Annotated in this window: 11 protein-coding genes; 7 read left to right on the top strand and 4 right to left on the bottom strand. The window is 57.5% G+C overall.

Features of this window, described 5'->3' with window-relative positions:
• Positions 1 to 554: 554 nt before the first annotated feature.
• On the top strand, positions 555 to 1,652 hold the full coding sequence (qhpR, locus tag WFL93_RS04705) for an AraC-like transcriptional regulator QhpR (RefSeq protein WP_082204263.1): 1,098 nt from the start codon (positions 555 to 557) through the stop codon (positions 1,650 to 1,652).
• Here qhpR and WFL93_RS04700 read toward each other — a convergent pair.
• From WFL93_RS04700 to sbcD, 3 genes are all read right to left on the bottom strand, one after another.
• Positions 1,576 to 1,986 (bottom strand): cell envelope integrity TolA C-terminal domain-containing protein, encoded by a 411-nt coding sequence (locus WFL93_RS04700; RefSeq protein WP_161804870.1) that lies wholly within the window; start codon positions 1,984 to 1,986, stop codon positions 1,576 to 1,578. The genes qhpR and WFL93_RS04700 overlap by 77 nt on opposite strands.
• A gap of 111 nt (positions 1,987 to 2,097) precedes the next feature.
• Positions 2,098 to 5,778, bottom strand: coding sequence for an AAA family ATPase (locus WFL93_RS04695; protein ID WP_336777352.1), 3,681 nt, complete (start codon positions 5,776 to 5,778; stop codon positions 2,098 to 2,100).
• Positions 5,775 to 6,992: an exonuclease subunit SbcD gene (gene sbcD / locus WFL93_RS04690; protein ID WP_336777351.1), complete on the bottom strand. Its 1,218-nt coding sequence runs from the start codon at positions 6,990 to 6,992 to the stop codon at positions 5,775 to 5,777. The genes WFL93_RS04695 and sbcD overlap by 4 nt, the downstream gene beginning before the upstream one ends.
• A gap of 197 nt (positions 6,993 to 7,189) precedes the next feature.
• Between sbcD and phoB the strand changes: the two genes are divergently transcribed.
• From phoB to proY, 6 genes are all read left to right on the top strand, one after another.
• Entirely contained in the window at positions 7,190 to 7,879 is a 690-nt protein-coding gene (gene phoB / locus WFL93_RS04685; RefSeq protein WP_007887040.1) for a phosphate response regulator transcription factor PhoB, read from the top strand.
• A 20-nt stretch (positions 7,880 to 7,899) separates the two neighbouring features.
• On the top strand, positions 7,900 to 9,210 hold the full coding sequence (gene phoR, locus WFL93_RS04680) for a phosphate regulon sensor histidine kinase PhoR (protein ID WP_336777350.1): 1,311 nt from the start codon (positions 7,900 to 7,902) through the stop codon (positions 9,208 to 9,210).
• Positions 9,211 to 9,296: 86 nt separating this feature from the next.
• Positions 9,297 to 10,223: a PstS family phosphate ABC transporter substrate-binding protein gene (locus tag WFL93_RS04675; RefSeq protein WP_007887037.1), complete on the top strand. Its 927-nt coding sequence runs from the start codon at positions 9,297 to 9,299 to the stop codon at positions 10,221 to 10,223.
• A gap of 167 nt (positions 10,224 to 10,390) precedes the next feature.
• Entirely contained in the window at positions 10,391 to 11,494 is a 1,104-nt protein-coding gene (locus tag WFL93_RS04670; RefSeq protein WP_007887036.1) for a cobalamin-independent methionine synthase II family protein, read from the top strand.
• Between the two features lie 402 nt (positions 11,495 to 11,896).
• Positions 11,897 to 13,216, top strand: a complete 1,320-nt coding sequence (gene brnQ, locus WFL93_RS04665; protein WP_007887035.1) for a branched-chain amino acid transporter carrier protein BrnQ — start codon at positions 11,897 to 11,899, stop codon at positions 13,214 to 13,216.
• Positions 13,217 to 13,283: 67 nt separating this feature from the next.
• Positions 13,284 to 14,639, top strand: a complete 1,356-nt coding sequence (gene proY, locus WFL93_RS04660; RefSeq protein ID WP_007887034.1) for a proline-specific permease ProY — start codon at positions 13,284 to 13,286, stop codon at positions 14,637 to 14,639.
• A gap of 83 nt (positions 14,640 to 14,722) precedes the next feature.
• On the opposite strand, the gene WFL93_RS04655 is transcribed toward proY, so the two are convergent.
• A complete protein-coding gene (locus WFL93_RS04655) occupies positions 14,723 to 16,675 on the bottom strand; it encodes an acyltransferase family protein (protein WP_336777349.1) in 1,953 nt (650 codons plus the stop codon).
• Between the last annotated feature and the right edge of the window lie 214 nt (positions 16,676 to 16,889).

Raw genomic sequence — 16,889 nt, 5'->3', positions numbered from 1 at the left:
GAGCAGCGCTGCGTCGTTGCGGCGCACGGAAGGCCGCCATTTATCGCGTAATGCTCGTCAGTTAAGCAGCGCACTGGCTCAGTTGGGGTTCCCTGGTCGCCATGAATGGCGACCCTACAGGCGTTATAGCGATGACGAGTCAGTAAGACGCATTGATGCTGCAGCGTGGGGTTGAGGCGACATCCCAGCCCGCTGAGCGAGTGAGGGATTCCAGGGCGAGCCGCAGGGATGCGGCGAGAGGCGGCGCTGAGCAGGAGCGAATCGCCGCCGGTCCGTCAGGAATCGTGAGGGAGCGAAGGCACCGCGAAGCGGCGGGATGGGCTGGCGCAAGGCCCGGGAGTGAAGAGGGCGTGGCGCAAGGCCCTCTTCTCGGTCGCCGCACGGCGTAGATGAAACTGCCTCAGCCGATAGCGAACGAAAGTCGCTCAGCGCTTAACTGATCGGCATTACGCCATTTATGGCGGCCTCACATCAGAATCCACCGATTACCCGCCTGGTACGAAAATTGCTGGAATCCTCTGCCTGTTTCACTCGCGCCATCCTGAGAGGTTCCGATGCCATCACTGATAACCCCCACCGAAGCCTTTAGCGCCTTGTCCATCAACGCCAGTAATCGTGGCGTGCTGGCGGCGGCCGCTACCGGCCTGAGCGCATTTATTACTGACAAGGGCGGTGATGTCGATCGCATCTTCGGCATCAGCGGAATCAACTCGGAGCTGCTGGCGAGCCCAACCTTAAGTCTGGGCTTGGTGAATTATTGTCGCGTGATGGAAGAGGCGGCGCGCCACGCCGATTTTGATAACTTCGGTTTGCACTACGGCAAGCAGTTCAAACCGCAGTCATTAGGCTTGATTGGCTACATTGGCCTGTGTTCGCCGACGCTGGAGCAGGCGCTGCACAACGTGGTGAATGCCTTTCCGTGGCACCAGCACGATACGCTGACGCGGCTGGTGGATAAAGGGGATTGCTGGCGGCTCGATTATCAGGTGCGCCACGGTGCCATCCTGTCGCGTCGCCAGGATGCGGAGCTGACGCTCGGCATGTTCCTCAATTTAATTCGCCACGTTGCCGGCAAGAATTGGGCGCCGCGCGAAGTGCATTTTGAGCATCCGCGCCCTGAGCAGTGGCACGAGCACTGCAAAGTGTTTGATGCGCCGGTCTGGTTCGATCAACCGTTTAACTCGTTACTGATCCCGAAACGCGATCTGCTGCGCAGCATGCCGGAGCACGATCCGATGCTGCTGATGGTGATGCAGGATGCCATTCGCCGCCTCAACAGCGCCGCCAGCCTGCAAAGCGTGGTGGAACAGGCACGATCACAGGTCAATCTGTCGCTGATGCAGGGCGAACCGGTGCTGGAAGAGATTGCCGAAAAAATGGGGTTGTCGAGCTGGTCACTGCAGCGGCGACTGCGCGAAGAGGGCATTAGCTTCACGGCGCTGGTAGACAAGGTGCGTTGCGAAATGGCTACGCATTATCTGCAACAGAAACAGCTACCGATCTCGGAAATGGCGCTGCTGCTCGGTTATTCCGAGGTCAGCGCCTTCTCACGTGCGTTCCGCCGCTGGTTTGGCATCAGCCCGCGCCAGTGGCGCCAGCATGGACTGGCGAACCCGGTGCAAAACCAAACCATGCGGGTTGGCCAGGATTAGGCGGCTGAGGTAAATCTTTGGTTTGCCCAATCAATTGCCAGGCGCGCAGGCACAAGCTTTCATCGCCTTGCGTCTGCGTGACCGCGTAGCGCCCGCTGGGCTGCCACTCCAGTCGCACCAGACATTGCTGACCGGCATAACGCTTAGCATCGCGGAAATGCTGGTTAAGCTGGTGCTGCATGCCATCGGCCCATTTGCAGGATGCGCTGCCCGGCGCACTCTGCGGCTGGCACAGATTGGCGATGCTATCCTGCTGTTTTGGCTGAGCCTGCTGGCAGGCGCTGAGCGCTAAAATAATCACTGCGCCGCTCAGCAACGCGATAATTCTGTTCATCAAATTGCCTAGAGTATTCTCGATTATTAGCCACAGTCTACAGGCCGCATTCAGCATTGCTATGGCATTACTCCGACTGTTGGCAGAACCAGAATTTGCCGCCGCCGCAAGCTACTCTTCGCCGGGCAACTCCAGCTTGCTGTAACCCAATCCGTTCATCTTCCGCACCCGAATCTGCACCGGAATGCGCTCCTTCATCGCTTCCACGTGGCTGATTACGCCGATGGTTTTGCCGCTGGCGTTCAGCGCATCCAGGGCATCCAGCGCGGTATCCAGCGTCTCCGCATCCAGCGTGCCGAAACCTTCGTCGAGAAACAGCGATTCGACACGCGTTTTATGGCTCACCAAATCGGACAGGGCTAACGCCAGCGCCAGGCTGACAAGGAAACTCTCACCGCCCGACAGCGTGCGGGTATCGCGCGTGGCGTCTGCCTGCCAGGTATCAACCACTTCCAGCTCCAGCTCTTCGCTGACGCGACGCTGCAGCAGGTAGCGACCGTGCAGACGATCGAGCTGGCGATTCGCCAGCCATACCAGATGATCGAGCGTCAGTCCCTGGGCGAAGCGGCGGAATTTATCCCCTTTGGCGGAACCCACCAGATCGTTCAGACGGCCCAGCTGGGCCAGCTCCACTTCATCAGCGGCGATTTGCGTCAGCAACGACTGCTGCTGCAGACGCAGCGCGGCATCGCTGTGCAATTGCTGCTGCGCTTCGCCCTGCTGGCGCGCGTTGTCGCGTAGCGTCATGCGCAGCTGCTCCAGCTGTTGCTGGATGTTGGCGGCGCTGTCATCGCTGAGCTCCGCCGGACGCTGCTGCTGATGTGCAGCCTGTCGCTGGCTGAGCTGCTCGTGTAGCGTGAGCTGCTGCTGACGCTGCTGCTCACGCGTTTGCAGCCGCTGGCGCAGCTGCTGCACCTCGCTTTCCTCCAGCAGTGCGGCACGCAGCGCGGCTTCATCAGCAAAATCACTCTGCTGCAGTGCGGCAAGCAGGGCGGCTTCCGCCGCGGCTAGGCGATCGTGCAACGTCTGCTGCTGCGCGGTGATTTGCTCACACTGACCATTCAGGCTGTGCAGCGCGCTTTGCGCCTGTTGCCACTGTTGCAACTGCTGCGCCAGCGCCTGTTCACACTGTTGCAGGGCGGCGTGCTGCTGCTGGCGCGCTGTCGCCACTGACTGCTCGCCAAACAGCTGCTGACGCTGCTGCTGCTGTTGCTGGAGCTGTTGCTGCAGGGCGCTGAGCGAGTGCTGCAGTTCATCGAGACGCTGCTGCTCGCGCAGCTGGTTCTGTTGCAGGCTGTTGCGCTCACTCTCGGCTTTGGCCAGCTGCGGCTGCAATTCCGCGAGTAATCGCTCACTTTCCTGCCATTTGCTCCAGCGTTGCTGCAAGGCGCTAAGCCAGTTTTCGCGTGCCGCCGGTTCCGGCAGATGAAGCTGGTGCTGTGCTAACTGCTGCTCGAGCTGCTGCGCCAGTTGCTGCCTGGCGCTGCGTTCGCTGGCTTCGCGATGGCTAAGTTCGCCCAGTGTTTGCTGCGTGCTGGCGATCTGCTGCTGCGCCAGCTGCTGCTGGTTTTGCTGCTGCTGCCACAGCTGCTGCTGGTGCAGATGGGCATCCTTCGCCTGCTGCACGGCGCGCGCGGCGTTTTCCCGTGCCTGAAGCTGCTGCTGCTGGCTGCTTTCCTGCGCATCCTGCTGCTGCAGCCACTGCGCGAATGCGTCCTGCTGCTCCAGCGCGCAGGACAGGGCAAGCGGGTCGCACAGCGTTTGCCACTGCGTTTGCGCCGTCGCCAGCTGCTGGTCGAATTCGTCAATCTCCTGCTGCAAGGCCTGCTGCTGTAGCAGCGACAGCTTCTGCTGCTCGCCTTTGGCGGTGCCGGACTCTTTTAACTGCGCCACACGGGTTTCTAGCGCGGCCAGTCGCTGCTGGTTTGCGCCGGGTTCAAGCTGCTGATATTGCGCAATGGCGGGATGCTGGCACGAGCCGCACAGCGGGCAGGGCTGATCCGGCTGTAACTTCGCGCGTTCGTCAGCCAGCTGCGCGATGGTGCGCTCCAGCTCGCAAATTTTGCGCACATCCAGCAGCGCTTGATGTTCGCGTTTGTACTCTTCGCGCAGCGCCTGCAACGCCTGTTCAGCGTCCTGATGCTGTTGCTGCAGCTGCGTTAATTTCTGCTGACGCTGCAACCGCTGCGGCTGCAGCGAGCGCCACTGCGCGGCTAATAGGCTGAGCTGCTGACGCGCTGCGCGCTGCGTTTGATGCTGAGCCAGCGCGCTACGCAGCTGAGTCGTGCTGACTTCGGTCTCGAGCGAAGTTAGTACTTGCTCCGCTTGCAGGCGCTGCTGAGCAGCGTGAGCTTCGGCCTGCTGCAGCGGCTGCGCCGCCTGTTCACGCTCAGCCTGCGCCTGTTGATGCTGCGCAAGCTGGCTGCGCTGCTGCTGTTGCTGCGCATTCAGCTGCGTCAGCGTCTGTTCGCGCTCATCGAGCCGCGCGATCTCCGCCTGCCAGCGCGTCAGTTCTGCGCCCCAATCGGCGACAGCGGCTTCGCGGGTACGGAATTCCTGCTGCTGGGTGAGCTGCTGCTGTAAACGTTCACTTACCTGCTGTTGCTGACTCAGAGCAGCTTGGCTGTTGTGCAGCGCCTGCTGCTGCTGAACGTGTAGCCGTTGTTGCTCGCTGAGCTGCTGGGCGTTATTGGTGATGCTGTGATCCAGCGGGATAACCTGTTCGGTCAGCAGCGTTTCCAACTGCTGCTGTTGCTGGATAGCCTGCTCACGCGCCTGCTGTGCCGCTTGATAGTGGCTTTCGCCCTGCTGCAGAGCGGTTTTCGCCTGCTGCTGTTGGCTGTGAAGCTGCTGTGACTGATGCTCCAGCGCCAGCCGATCGCGTTGCAACTGTTCGCGCTGCTGCAACTTATCGCGCAGTTTTTCTGCCGGTTCGGCACGCGCCAGCCGTTGACGATCGCCATCGGCCTGCTGCCAGGCCTGTTGTGCAGCGAGCAGCGTCTGTTCTGCCTGCTGCTGTTCCTGGGTGAGCTGCTGCGCTTGCGTCAGCCAGTGCTGTTGCTGCTGCGCCTGCGTCAGCTGTTGGTTGAGGATTTGCTCCTGCGTGCCGAGTTCCGCCAGCTGTTGTGTCAGTTCTGCGCGCCGCGCCTCGTCCAGCAGCGACATGCCGCCTGCGCGCGCGCGCAGGGTATCCAGCTCGCTGCGGGCGCTGCGCCAGCGCTCGTAGATCTGAATCGAAATTTGCCCGTAGATCTCGGTGCCGGTCAGCTCTTCCAGCAGCTCGGCGCGTTCGCCGGGTTTGGCATTAAGAAAGGCGGCAAACTGGCCCTGCGACAGCATCATGGAGCGGGTAAAGCGCGCGAAATCGAGTCCGGACAGGGTTTCGATCGCTTTTAGCTTGTCACCGACTTTATCCGCGACGATCTGATTATCGGCGACGCGCGCCAGCTCGACGCGCGGTGCCTGTAGCTTGCCGTCGGCCTGACCGCGGGCGCGATTCTGGCTCCAGAAGGCGCGCCAGGCTTCACCTTTGATTTCAAACTCAACTTCTGCCAGACATTCGGCTGTGTCGCGGGTGATCAGCTCATTTTGCGTTTGCGACAGCGTGCCTAGGCGCGGCGTCTGGTGATAGAGCGCCAGACAAATGGCATCAAGCAGGGTGGTTTTGCCCGCGCCGGTGGCGCCGGTAATGGCAAACAATCCGTTACTGGCAAAGGGCTCGCGGCGGAAGTCGATAAACCATTCGCCGCGCAGTGCATTGAGGTTTTTAAAACGGAGCGTCAAAATTTTCATACTAACGGATTCTCCAGCGCGGCCAACTGGCTGCGGAACAGCAGCGTCAACTGCTCGGCCTGGTCGGCGTCCAGCTGATCATCCTGCGCCAGCCGGCGGGCAAACACCTCTTCCACTTTTAGTTCACTCAGGGTTTCGTTATCCAGTCGCTCCAGGCTGCGCTGTCGCTGTTCACGGCTGCGGCGCACCAGCAGCACTTCAACCGGCAAATTTTCCGTCAAGGCTTCGATGCGGCGCTGCAAGTCGCTGAGATACTCCTGGGTGGTGATTTCGATGTCCAGCCAGGTTGGCTGCTCGCCTGCACTTGCGCTGAACTGAGCCAGCTGATGTTCGATCTCCGCCATGGAGCCTTTGAGCATCTGCATCGGCTGGAAGTGGGGAATGGGCAACGGCGTGACGGCATCGAGCGTCGCGCTGAACTCCAGCAGGAACACGCTTTTCTCGCGGCCGAGTTCATCAAAGCTGAGTGGAATCGGCGAGCCGCTGTAGCGAATATGGTCGCTATCGGCGATGCGCTGAGGACGATGAATATGGCCCAGCGCGATGTAATCGGCGGGCGGGAACGCCTGCGCCGGGAAGGCATCCAGCGTGCCGATATAGATGTCGCGTACGGAATCGCTTTTCGTAACGCCAACGGTGGTGAGATGGCCGGTGGCAATAATCGGTAGCGTGCTTTCCAACGCATCGCGCTGCGCCTGCGCGGCGGCGAAGCACTGCTGATAGTGCTGCGCGATGGCTTCCAGCAGGGAAATCTGCTTCTCGCGCCCGGATTGGCCGGCCTGGCTGCGCAAAATATCGCGCGGACGCAGATAAGGAATGGCGCACAGCAGCGCCCCCGGCGCGCCATCGCGCTGCTTCAGGGTTAATACCTGCTGCTCGCCGTGGGGCGTCGCGCTGGTAATCACCTGGGTATTCAGGCAGGCCAGCAGCTCGCGCGATTCATTCAGCGTGGCGACCGAATCGTGATTACCGGCCAGCACCACCAGTTGACAGCCGCTGGGCTGCAGCGCCACCACAAAACGGTTAAACATTTCGCGCGCGTAGCTCGGCGGCGATCCGGTATCAAACAGATCGCCGGCGATGATCAGCGCATCCACCTGATGCTGCACAATCTGATCCAGCAGCCAGTCGAGAAACGCCTGATGTTCTCTGGCCCGACTTTTGCTGTAAAAGAACTGGCCGAGATGCCAGTCAGCGGTGTGAATGATGCGCATGTTTGCTCCGTGCTGAGTTTAGCGAAGGCGAATTATAACCACTTAAGATCACAAAGAAAAAAAGCAGATTTTTATTGTGACATTTCCGTTTTTTATCTATCTATCTTAAGGCGGTGTTTTCATAAAAGTGTCATAAAACTGACGCATAATGGCGCCGCAAATCCCAGTGACACGGTGTCACACTAGCAGGAGTTACAATGGCTAAGCGCATTTTGGTTGTGGAAGACGAAGCTCCCATCCGTGAAATGTTATGTTTCGTGCTGGAACAGAATGATTACCAGCCTATTGAGGCGGAAGATTATGACAGCGCGATTGGTAAGCTGATCGAACCCTGGCCTGATTTAATTCTGCTGGACTGGATGTTGCCCGGTGGCAGCGGGATTCAGTTTATCAAGCATTTGAAGCGCGAAGCCATGACGCGCGACATCCCGGTGATGATGCTGACGGCGCGCGGTGAAGAAGAGGATCGCGTACGCGGTCTGGAAGTGGGCGCGGATGATTACATTACCAAGCCATTTTCGCCAAAAGAGCTGATGGCACGCATTAAAGCGGTGATGCGCCGTATTTCACCGATGGCGGTGGAAGAGGTGATTGAGATGCAGGGTTTGAGCCTCGATCCTTCGTCGCATCGCGTTATGTCCGAAACCACACCGCTGGAGATGGGGCCGACCGAATATAAATTGCTGCACTTCTTTATGACGCATCCGGAACGTGTTTACAGCCGCGAGCAGCTGCTGAACCACGTCTGGGGCACCAATGTGTATGTCGAAGATCGCACCGTTGACGTGCATATTCGCCGTTTACGCAAAGCGCTGGAGCTGACCGGCCACGATCGCATGGTTCAAACCGTTCGCGGAACAGGGTATCGTTTCTCTGCCCGCTACTAATCGTAAACGGAGTTTTTACCGTGCTGGAACGACTCTCCTGGAAGAGACTGTTGACCGAGCTGGCGCTGGTCTGTTTACTTGCGCTGGTGCTCGGTATGTTGTTCGGCTATCTGCCGTGGTTGCTGCTGATTGCGGTGACCGGTGTGATGTTTTGGCACTTCAAAAACCTGATGCGTCTGTCGCACTGGCTGTGGGTCGATCGTTCGATGACGCCGCCAACCGGACGCGGCAGCTGGGAACCGCTGTTTTACGGTTTGTATCAGATGCAGCTGCGCAATCGGCGCCGTCGCCGGGAGCTGGGCAATCTGATCAAACGTTTCCGCAGCGGCGCTGAATCGCTGCCGGATGCGGTGGTGCTGACCACCGAAGAGGGCACCATTTTCTGGTGTAATGGTTTGGCGCAGCAGCATCTCGGCTTGCGCTGGCCGGAGGATAACGGCCAGAACATCCTGAACTTACTGCGTTATCCTGAATTCTCCCGCTATATCCGCCAGCGTAAATTTGATACGCCGCTAACGCAGATCCTCAATAATCAGCATCATATGGAATTCCGCGTCATGCCTTACAGCGAAGGGCAGTGGCTGATGGTGGCGCGTGATGTCACCCAGATGCACCAGCTAGAAGGCGCGCGACGTAATTTCTTCGCCAACGTCAGTCATGAACTGCGCACGCCGCTCACCGTGCTGCAGGGTTATCTGGAAATGATGGATGATTCGGTGATGAACGAGCGCACGCGCAGTAAAGCGTTGCACACCATGCAGGAGCAGACGCGGCGCATGGACAGCCTGGTGAAGCAACTGCTGACTTTGTCGCGTATCGAAGCGGCACCGGCCATCGACCTGAAAGAGACGGTGGATGTACCGGGCATGCTGCTGCTGCTGCAGCGTGAAGCGGAAACCCTGAGCCAGGGACGCCACACCATCCATTTCCATACCGATCCGCATCTCAAAGTGTTCGGCAATGATGAACAGCTGCGCAGCGCCATTTCCAACCTGGTTTACAACGCGGTGAATCACACGCCGGAGGGCACGCGCATCGACATCAGCTGGCTGCGCACCCAACAAGGCGCGCAGTTTAAAGTGTGTGATGACGGACCCGGCATCAGCGAGCAGCACTTGCCGCGCCTGACCGAACGCTTCTATCGGGTAGATAAAGCGCGCTCACGCGCCACCGGCGGCAGCGGATTGGGGCTGGCGATTGTGAAGCATGCGCTTGGCCATCACAACGCGCGGTTGGAGATCACCAGCGTGCCGCATCAGGAAACCTGTTTCAGTTTTCTTCTGCCGCCACGGTTGATTGTGGCTAATGTGATTCAAGAGCGAGTTAACTAAGGTTTGCACGACGTAGCGGCGCAATTTATTGCGCGATAAATCGTGCCGCGACAGAATAGACGTCTTAATGAATTGCGGAATCACTGATGAAATCGCTGTTGCTCTCCTGCTTGCTGCTTTGCTCTGCTCTAGCGCACGGCCAACAAACTATGCTGACCGGCAATTTGAGCAGCGTCGGCTCGGATACGCTGGGTTATTTGATGACCTTGTGGGGCGAGGATTTCAGCCGCCAGTCACCGGGCGTTAATGTTCAGGTACAGGCGGCGGGATCCTCAACCGCACCCACCGCACTGGCGGCCGGTGCCGCGCAACTGGGCGCGATGAGCCGCCCGATGCAGATCGACGAACGTCAACTCTTTATCGCCCGCTACGGCTATCCGCCGCTGGCGGTGCCGGTGGCGATGGATGCGCTGGTGGTGGTGGTCAATCAGGACAATCCGCTGCCGCGCATCGCGCCGCAACAACTCGATGCTCTGTTTTCCATTACCCGGCTGTGTGGCGCGCAGCAGGTGCCGCAGCATTGGGGCGATCTTGGCCTGAAGGCTAGCCAGTGGGCGACGCGCAGCATTCAGCGCTATGGCCGCAACTCGGCGTCGGGAACATGGGGCTTCTTTAAGCAGCAGGCGCTGTGTAAAGGCGATTTCCGTGCCGACGTCGCCGAATTCCCAGGTTCTGCTGCGGTGGTACAAGCGGTTGCCGCCACGCCTAACAGCATCGGTTACGCCAGTTTTGGCTTTCATCTCAGCGGGGTGAAGATGCTGCCGGTGGTGACAGCAGACGGCGACAGCGTGATGCCGGATGCCGAATCGATCCGCAGTGGCCGCTATCCCTGGTCGCGTCCACTCTATATCTACGTCAACAAAGCGCCCGGCAAACCGTTGCCGCCGCTGGTCAGTGCTTTCCTGCATCAGGTGCTGTCGCCTCAGGGACAGCGACGGGTGAGCGAAGCCGGTTATCTCCCGTTATCGGATAACCAGATGGCACAAGCGCGTGCCGCCATTGAGGGAAATTGAAGAACGTGCATCTGATCATGAAATTCCTTCATGTGAGCTGAATTTTCTTCTATTGCCGAAGAGGTAACAGCGTGGCATTCTTCTCGGACATATAGCCATCCAGATGGCTAAAAATAACCAGCCGAAATTATACCCTGACGCAACTATGCGCTCAGCCAGGAGAGAAGATGTCACGTCATTCCCCATTCCGTGCCGATACCGTTGGCAGTTTCCTGCGTCCCGCCGCCATTAAACAGGCGCGCGAGCAGTTCGCGAAAGGCGATATCAATGCTGACCAGCTGCGTCAGGTTGAAGATCGCGAAATCCGTCACGTTGTCGAGCAGCAGCGCGCCAACGGTCTGCAGATCGTTACCGATGGTGAGTTCCGTCGTGCCTGGTGGCACTTCGATTTCTTCGGCGATCTGCATGGCGTAGAGCTGTTCGAAGCCGATCAGGGCATTCAGTTCAACGGCGTACAGACCAAAGCGCACGGCGTGAAAGTCACGGGTAAAGTGGCCTTCAACCCGAATCACCCGATGCTCGATCACTTCCGCTTCCTGCAAAGCATTGCCGGTGATGCGGTGGCGAAGATGACGATTCCAAGCCCAAGCGTGCTGCACTTCCGCGGTGGCCGTAAGGTGATTGATGCGACGGTTTATCCCGATCTGAAAGCGTATTTTGCCGATCTGGCGCAAACCTATAAAGACGCCATCAAGGCGTTTTATGATGCGGGCTGCCGCTATCTGCAACTGGATGACACGGTGTGGGCCTACCTGTGCTCAAGCGATCAGCAGCAGCAGATCCGCGAGCGTGGCGAAGATCCGCAGGAACTGGCGCGCATCTATGCTGAGGTGCTGAATACGGCGCTGGAGGGGAAACCTGCCGATCTGACCGTGGGTCTGCATGTGTGTCGCGGTAACTTCCGTTCTACCTGGATTTCCGAAGGTGGCTATGAGCCGGTTGCGGAAGTGCTGTTTGGCGGCGTGAATATCGACGCCTTCTACCTTGAGTACGACAACGAGCGCTCAGGTGGCTTCGAGCCGCTGCGCTTCCTTAAGCCGGGTCATCAGCAGGTGGTGCTGGGTCTGATCACCACTAAAACCGGTGAGCTGGAAGATGCGGAGCAGGTTAAAGCTCGTCTGCAGGAAGCTGCGCAGTACGTGAGTCTCGATCAAATTTGCCTGAGCCCGCAGTGTGGCTTTGCCTCCACCGAAGAGGGCAACAGCCTGAGCGAAGAGCAGCAGTGGCAGAAGATTCGTCTGGTGGTAGAGATAGCAAGAACCGTCTGGTAATGCTGTAAACCTGAACAAACAGGCGCGTAAATCGCGCCTTTTGTGCATCTTCAGGCCAGATCATGCAAAGAGATCTCTCGTGCTGAGGAAACTTTTAGCAAATCATCTGAGGTGTTTGCCCGCTATTCCGCCGTGATTCACTGCTTTATCCCGCTATCCTGTTATATCCTTCTGGTTTTCCGATCCTGTATTGCCTTTCTTCGCTATAAACGTTCTAATTTGCGCCGTTGTCGATTTATCCCTCTGCGAACAGAAGAAAAGTAGTTTAAATCACCTGCGCTTTAGCGATTTGGCCCGCATAACCCGCTGGGCTTGCCTGATAAGCCCTTGTTTTAGCGCATCCAGAGGACAACACGAACCCAACTTCCACCGCAACATCAGCTACAGGCAGTACAGAAGTTTATGACACATCGTTTAACCTCGAAGGATATCCTGGCGCTGGGCTTTATGACGTTTGCCCTGTTCGTTGGCGCAGGAAACATTATCTTCCCACCGATGGTGGGCATTCAGTCTGGCGAACACGTTTGGGTGGCTGCATTCGGCTTCCTGATTACGGCTGTTGGTCTGCCGGTGATCACCGTTATCGCGCTGGCACGCGTCGGCGGCGGTATTGATGCGTTGAGCTCACCGATTGGCAAAGCCGCCGGTTTGCTACTGGCAACCGTCTGCTACCTGGCTGTTGGCCCGCTGTTTGCCACGCCGCGTACCGCAACCGTCTCCTTCGCCGTGGGCATTGCCCCGCTGACCGGTGATGGCGCGCTGCCGCTGTTTATCTACAGCCTGATTTACTTCGCGCTGGTGATCGGCATCTCCCTTTATCCGGGCAAACTGCTGGATACCGTAGGCCATTTCCTCGCACCGCTGAAAATTTTTGCGCTGATTGTGCTCGGCGTGGCCGTGCTGATCTGGCCGGCTGGCGGCGTGTCGCCGGCAACCGATGAGTATCAGCGTGCGGCCTTCTCTAGCGGTTTCGTCAATGGTTACTTAACCATGGATACGCTGGGTGCCCTGGTGTTCGGTATCGTCATCGTTAACGCAGCGCGTTCACGCGGTGTGGAAGATGCGAAATTGCTGACGCGCTACACCATGCTGGCCGGTATCATCGCCGGAGTGGGCTTGACGCTGATCTACCTGACGTTGTTCAAACTGGGCAATGACAGCGGTGCATTGGTGGCACAGAGCGCCAACGGTGCCGAGATTCTGCATGCTTATGTGCAGCAGACCTTCGGCGGCATGGGCAGCTTCTTCCTTGCGGCGCTGATTTTTGTGGCCTGCATGGTGACAGCGGTTGGCCTGACCTGCGCCTGTGCGGAATTCTTTGCGCAATACCTGCCGCTGTCGTATAAAGCGCTGGTGTTTATTCTGGGTCTGTTCTCAATGGTGGTGTCGAATCTCGGCCTGAGCCATCTGATTCAGATCTCGATTCCAGTGCTGACGGCGATTTATCCGCCGTGCATCGTGCTGGTGGTGCTGAGCTTTACCCTGAAGTTCTGGAACAAAAGCTCGCGTATCATCGCGCCAACCATGCTGGTTAGCCTGCTGTTTGGTATCGTAGACGCCATCAAAACCACCAGCTTTAAAGATGTGCTGCCGCTGTTCAGTCAGCATCTGCCGCTGGCCGATCAGGGACTCTCCTGGTTGCCGCCATCGCTGGCGATGCTGGTGATTGCCGCGGTGGTGGATCGGGCAAAAGGACGTGAACAGGTCGCTGTGCATCAGTAAGCGATACTGCTGTTAATTCCGACCACGGGCTTGCCCGTGGTTTTTCATTTTCAAGGTACTGAGTGTTATGCAAGAAACCAATAAGCTCAAACGCGGACTGAGCACGCGCCACATCCGTTTTATGGCGCTGGGATCGGCGATTGGAACCGGGCTGTTTTATGGCTCAGCCGATGCCATTAGAATGGCAGGCCCCAGCGTGCTGCTGGCGTACATCATCGGCGGTGCGGTGGCATACATCATCATGCGTGCGCTGGGTGAGATGTCGGTTAACAATCCACAGGCCAGCTCATTCTCGCGCTATGCGCAGGATTATCTCGGCCCGCTGGCAGGTTACATCACCGGCTGGACCTACTGTTTTGAAATCCTGATTGTGGCCATTGCCGACGTGACGGCGTTTGGTATCTATATGGGTGTGTGGTTCCCTGAGGTGCCGCACTGGATTTGGGTGCTGAGCGTGGTGCTGATAATCGGTGCCATCAACCTGATGAGCGTGAAGGTGTTTGGCGAAGTGGAGTTTTGGTTCTCCTTCTTCAAAGTCGCCACCATCATCATCATGATCATCGCCGGCTTCGGCATGATTTTCTGGGGCATCGGCAACGGTGGACAACCGACGGGCATTCACAATCTGTGGACCAACGGTGGCTTCTTCGCGCACGGCATTGTCGGCATGCTGCTTTCGCTGCAGATGGTGATGTTTGCCTATGGCGGCATTGAGATTATCGGTATTACTGCCGGTGAAGCCGAAGATCCGAAGACCTCCATTCCGCGTGCTATCAACTCAGTGCCGATGCGTATTCTGGTGTTCTACGTCGGTACGCTGTTCGTGATTATGTCGATCTATCCGTGGAACCAGGTGGGGACGTCCGGCAGCCCGTTCGTACTCACTTTCCAGCATTTAGGCATTGCCGCGGCGGCATCGATCCTTAACTTCGTGGTGCTGACGGCTTCGTTGTCGGCGATTAACAGCGATGTGTTTGGTGTGGGCCGTATGTTGCACGGTATGGCGCAGCAGGGCCATGCGCCGAAAGTGTTCCAGAAGGTATCCAATCGCGGCATTCCGTGGGTGACGGTTTTAGTGATGATGCTGGCGATGCTGATCGCGGTATATCTCAACTACCTGATGCCGGAAAAAGTGTTCCTGGTCATCGCCTCATTGGCCACCTTTGCCACCGTTTGGGTGTGGATCATGATTCTGCTGTCGCAGATTGCGTTCCGCCGCAAGATTGGCAAACAGGAAGCCGGTAAGTTGCAGTTTGCTATGCCGGGCGGCAGCGCGACCGCGTGGTTCGGCGTGCTGTTCCTGGCGTTCATCATCGGATTGATTGGTTACTTCCCGGATACCCGCGTGTCGCTGTACGTGGGCTTTGCGTGGATTGCGCTGCTGTTGCTGGCGTGGCCGCTGGTGAAAAAGCGTAACAGCTGATGCAGCTGATGCAGCTAATGCAGGTGCGCGCTTATGCGCACCTGCAACCCGGCGAAGCTGGCTGGCATCACGTCATGCATGTGTTACCAACTCTTCCCTAGCGCAATCTCGCCACCAAATGGGCTTAGGTGATTATTGTCGTAATAGAGCGGCAGGCCTTCGCTGGTGATCATACAACCTTGTTGATTGCACAGATTGTCGCGCAGCGACAGTACGCGCACGCCTTGCTGCTGATAGCTTTTCAACAACGTCTCAACCGCTTCTTCCGGGAACTGGAACAGTTTGGTGCGTTCGCTCAATAGCGGCGGCGCCTCCCATTTCCCGAGCCAGGCACTCAGCTCACGACGAATCGGCATATTACGGTTATTGCTGAAGCGTAATGGATCGACATCTACCGATGGCGCATCTTCAATCACCGTAACCTTTTTTCCTGCCTGACGCAGCTGTGCCAGCACCTGATCCATACCAAATTTGAGCGCTTCCAGATTGCTTTTCTCTGGATGATCGAGCGCGGTAAAGCCGGCGCCGGGTAACAGACTCATGCCAGAAGCCCAATAGGCGCTGATCACCACCTCATCAATCTTGTCGCTCAGCACCATCTTCAGCACCTGCTGGTTAAAGTTGATGCACTGCTGCGTATGTTTGGGCATTTGGCTCACCACGCGCGTGGCGCCAATCAGGAATGGGCATGAGGCTTTGGTAAGTTGAAACAGCGGCTTGTGTTGTCGCAGCGCGTATCCTGCCACTGAGGTACGTAACGCGGCGGCGTGGCTATCGCCAATCAACGCGATACCGGGACGATCGGTTACGGGATGGCACTCTGCATTCAGCGACGGGAAATTGGCACCGTAATCCAGCAGACACGGATTGCGTTGTGCCGAAATCTTCCATGATTCGCCATTCACCACCATCTCACTCACTCGTGATTTCATGCCGCCGGTTTGCCATAGCAGCACCATCGCGCCGGCAGCAACGACAGAGGAGGCGCAATAACCCGGAATCACCCAGCGCGTGCGGTTGCCAGCCTGACGGAATGGCTGCTCGACGAACCGCCATGACAGCCAGGCAATCGCCAATGCCACGCCGCTGATGGTCAATCCCTGCCACGCGGTGAGCGGGTGATCGCTACAGATGCGTGCCAGGCTGAGCAGTGGCCAATGCCACAGATACCATGAGTAGGAGATCTTGCCGATAAAGCGCATCGGCGCGTTTTCCAGCAGCCGCTGGTTCAGTTCACCGCGTGCGCCAATCATTAAACACGCTGCGATGACTGGAATAAGCGCCAGCCAGCCGGGAAAGCTATCTTCTTTGCTCAGCAGTAGGCTGGCGGCAACGATCAGCTGCCAGCCGATCACATTGAGCCAATTGGCGCAGCGTCCTTCGAGGGGCTGCGGTTTCCATAACGCCAGCAGCACGCCAGCCCCCAATTCCCAGGCACGTGTCGGCAGCAGATAGAAGGCATGCGTGCTGGCAAAAGGCGTCAGCCAGATGCAGGCCGCCAGTGAAATAAGGCTCAATACCAGCACCACACCCGCCATGGAGCGTTTCAGGCGAGCTGCCAGCAGCAGAATAAACGGCAGCACGATATAGAACTGTTCTTCGATGCCGAGCGACCAGGTCATCAACAGCGGGTTGAGATCGGAATCACTGCTAAAATAGTCACCGCTTTTCAGCAATAACATATTGGGAACCGAGATAAATACCGCCACGCTGTATTTCGCCAGCTGGCTGAACTCCAGCGGTGAAAGCAGAATAAAGCCAAGCAGCAGTAATATCGCCATCATAAAAAACAGCGCTGGTGCAATGCGGCGAATACGGCGTAAATAGAATTGATAAAACGAGAAGCGTCCTTCAGATATTTCCTTGCTAATGATGCCGCCAATTAAAAAACCAGAAATAACAAAAAACAGATCGACGCCAATAAAGCCGCCATGCAGCGTAGTGATGCCAGAGTGGAACAGAACAACCAATATAATAGCGACGGCGCGCAGGCCGTCAATATCCGCACGATAGCGGTGAGAGGTAGTCGCAGTCATAATACGAATCCACGTTAGTATTAATATTTAGGTTTAGAAGAATGAAGTTCGTTTAAAAATAAATCGGCGCGTCCTGTCGCCGAAAAAAACTGCAAAAAGGAGAAAATGAGTATTACTAAGGGATGTTTGACGGATGCAGCATATCCCATTTCTAACCGATTCGGGATGTTGATTGAAAAAAGGAGACAAGTCTCAGCTTGCAATAGGTTATTAC

Source organism: Pantoea sp. USHLN256, from assembly GCF_037149875.1.
Classification (GTDB): Bacteria; Pseudomonadota; Gammaproteobacteria; order Enterobacterales; family Enterobacteriaceae; genus Pantoea; species Pantoea nemavictus.
Note: the sequence above shows the minus strand (reverse complement) of the source record. Positions and strands in the feature narration are given on the sequence as shown.

Coding starts and splice junctions, on each gene's coding strand:
- qhpR (WP_082204263.1), top strand. CDS start 555: ATGCCATCACTGATAACCCCCACCGAAGCCTTTAGCGCCTTGTCCATC.
- WFL93_RS04700 (WP_161804870.1), bottom strand. CDS start 1,986: ATGAACAGAATTATCGCGTTGCTGAGCGGCGCAGTGATTATTTTAGCG.
- WFL93_RS04695 (WP_336777352.1), bottom strand. CDS start 5,778: ATGAAAATTTTGACGCTCCGTTTTAAAAACCTCAATGCACTGCGCGGC.
- sbcD (WP_336777351.1), bottom strand. CDS start 6,992: ATGCGCATCATTCACACCGCTGACTGGCATCTCGGCCAGTTCTTTTAC.
- phoB (WP_007887040.1), top strand. CDS start 7,190: ATGGCTAAGCGCATTTTGGTTGTGGAAGACGAAGCTCCCATCCGTGAA.
- WFL93_RS04675 (WP_007887037.1), top strand. CDS start 9,297: ATGAAATCGCTGTTGCTCTCCTGCTTGCTGCTTTGCTCTGCTCTAGCG.
- WFL93_RS04670 (WP_007887036.1), top strand. CDS start 10,391: ATGTCACGTCATTCCCCATTCCGTGCCGATACCGTTGGCAGTTTCCTG.
- brnQ (WP_007887035.1), top strand. CDS start 11,897: ATGACACATCGTTTAACCTCGAAGGATATCCTGGCGCTGGGCTTTATG.
- proY (WP_007887034.1), top strand. CDS start 13,284: ATGCAAGAAACCAATAAGCTCAAACGCGGACTGAGCACGCGCCACATC.
- WFL93_RS04655 (WP_336777349.1), bottom strand. CDS start 16,675: ATGACTGCGACTACCTCTCACCGCTATCGTGCGGATATTGACGGCCTG.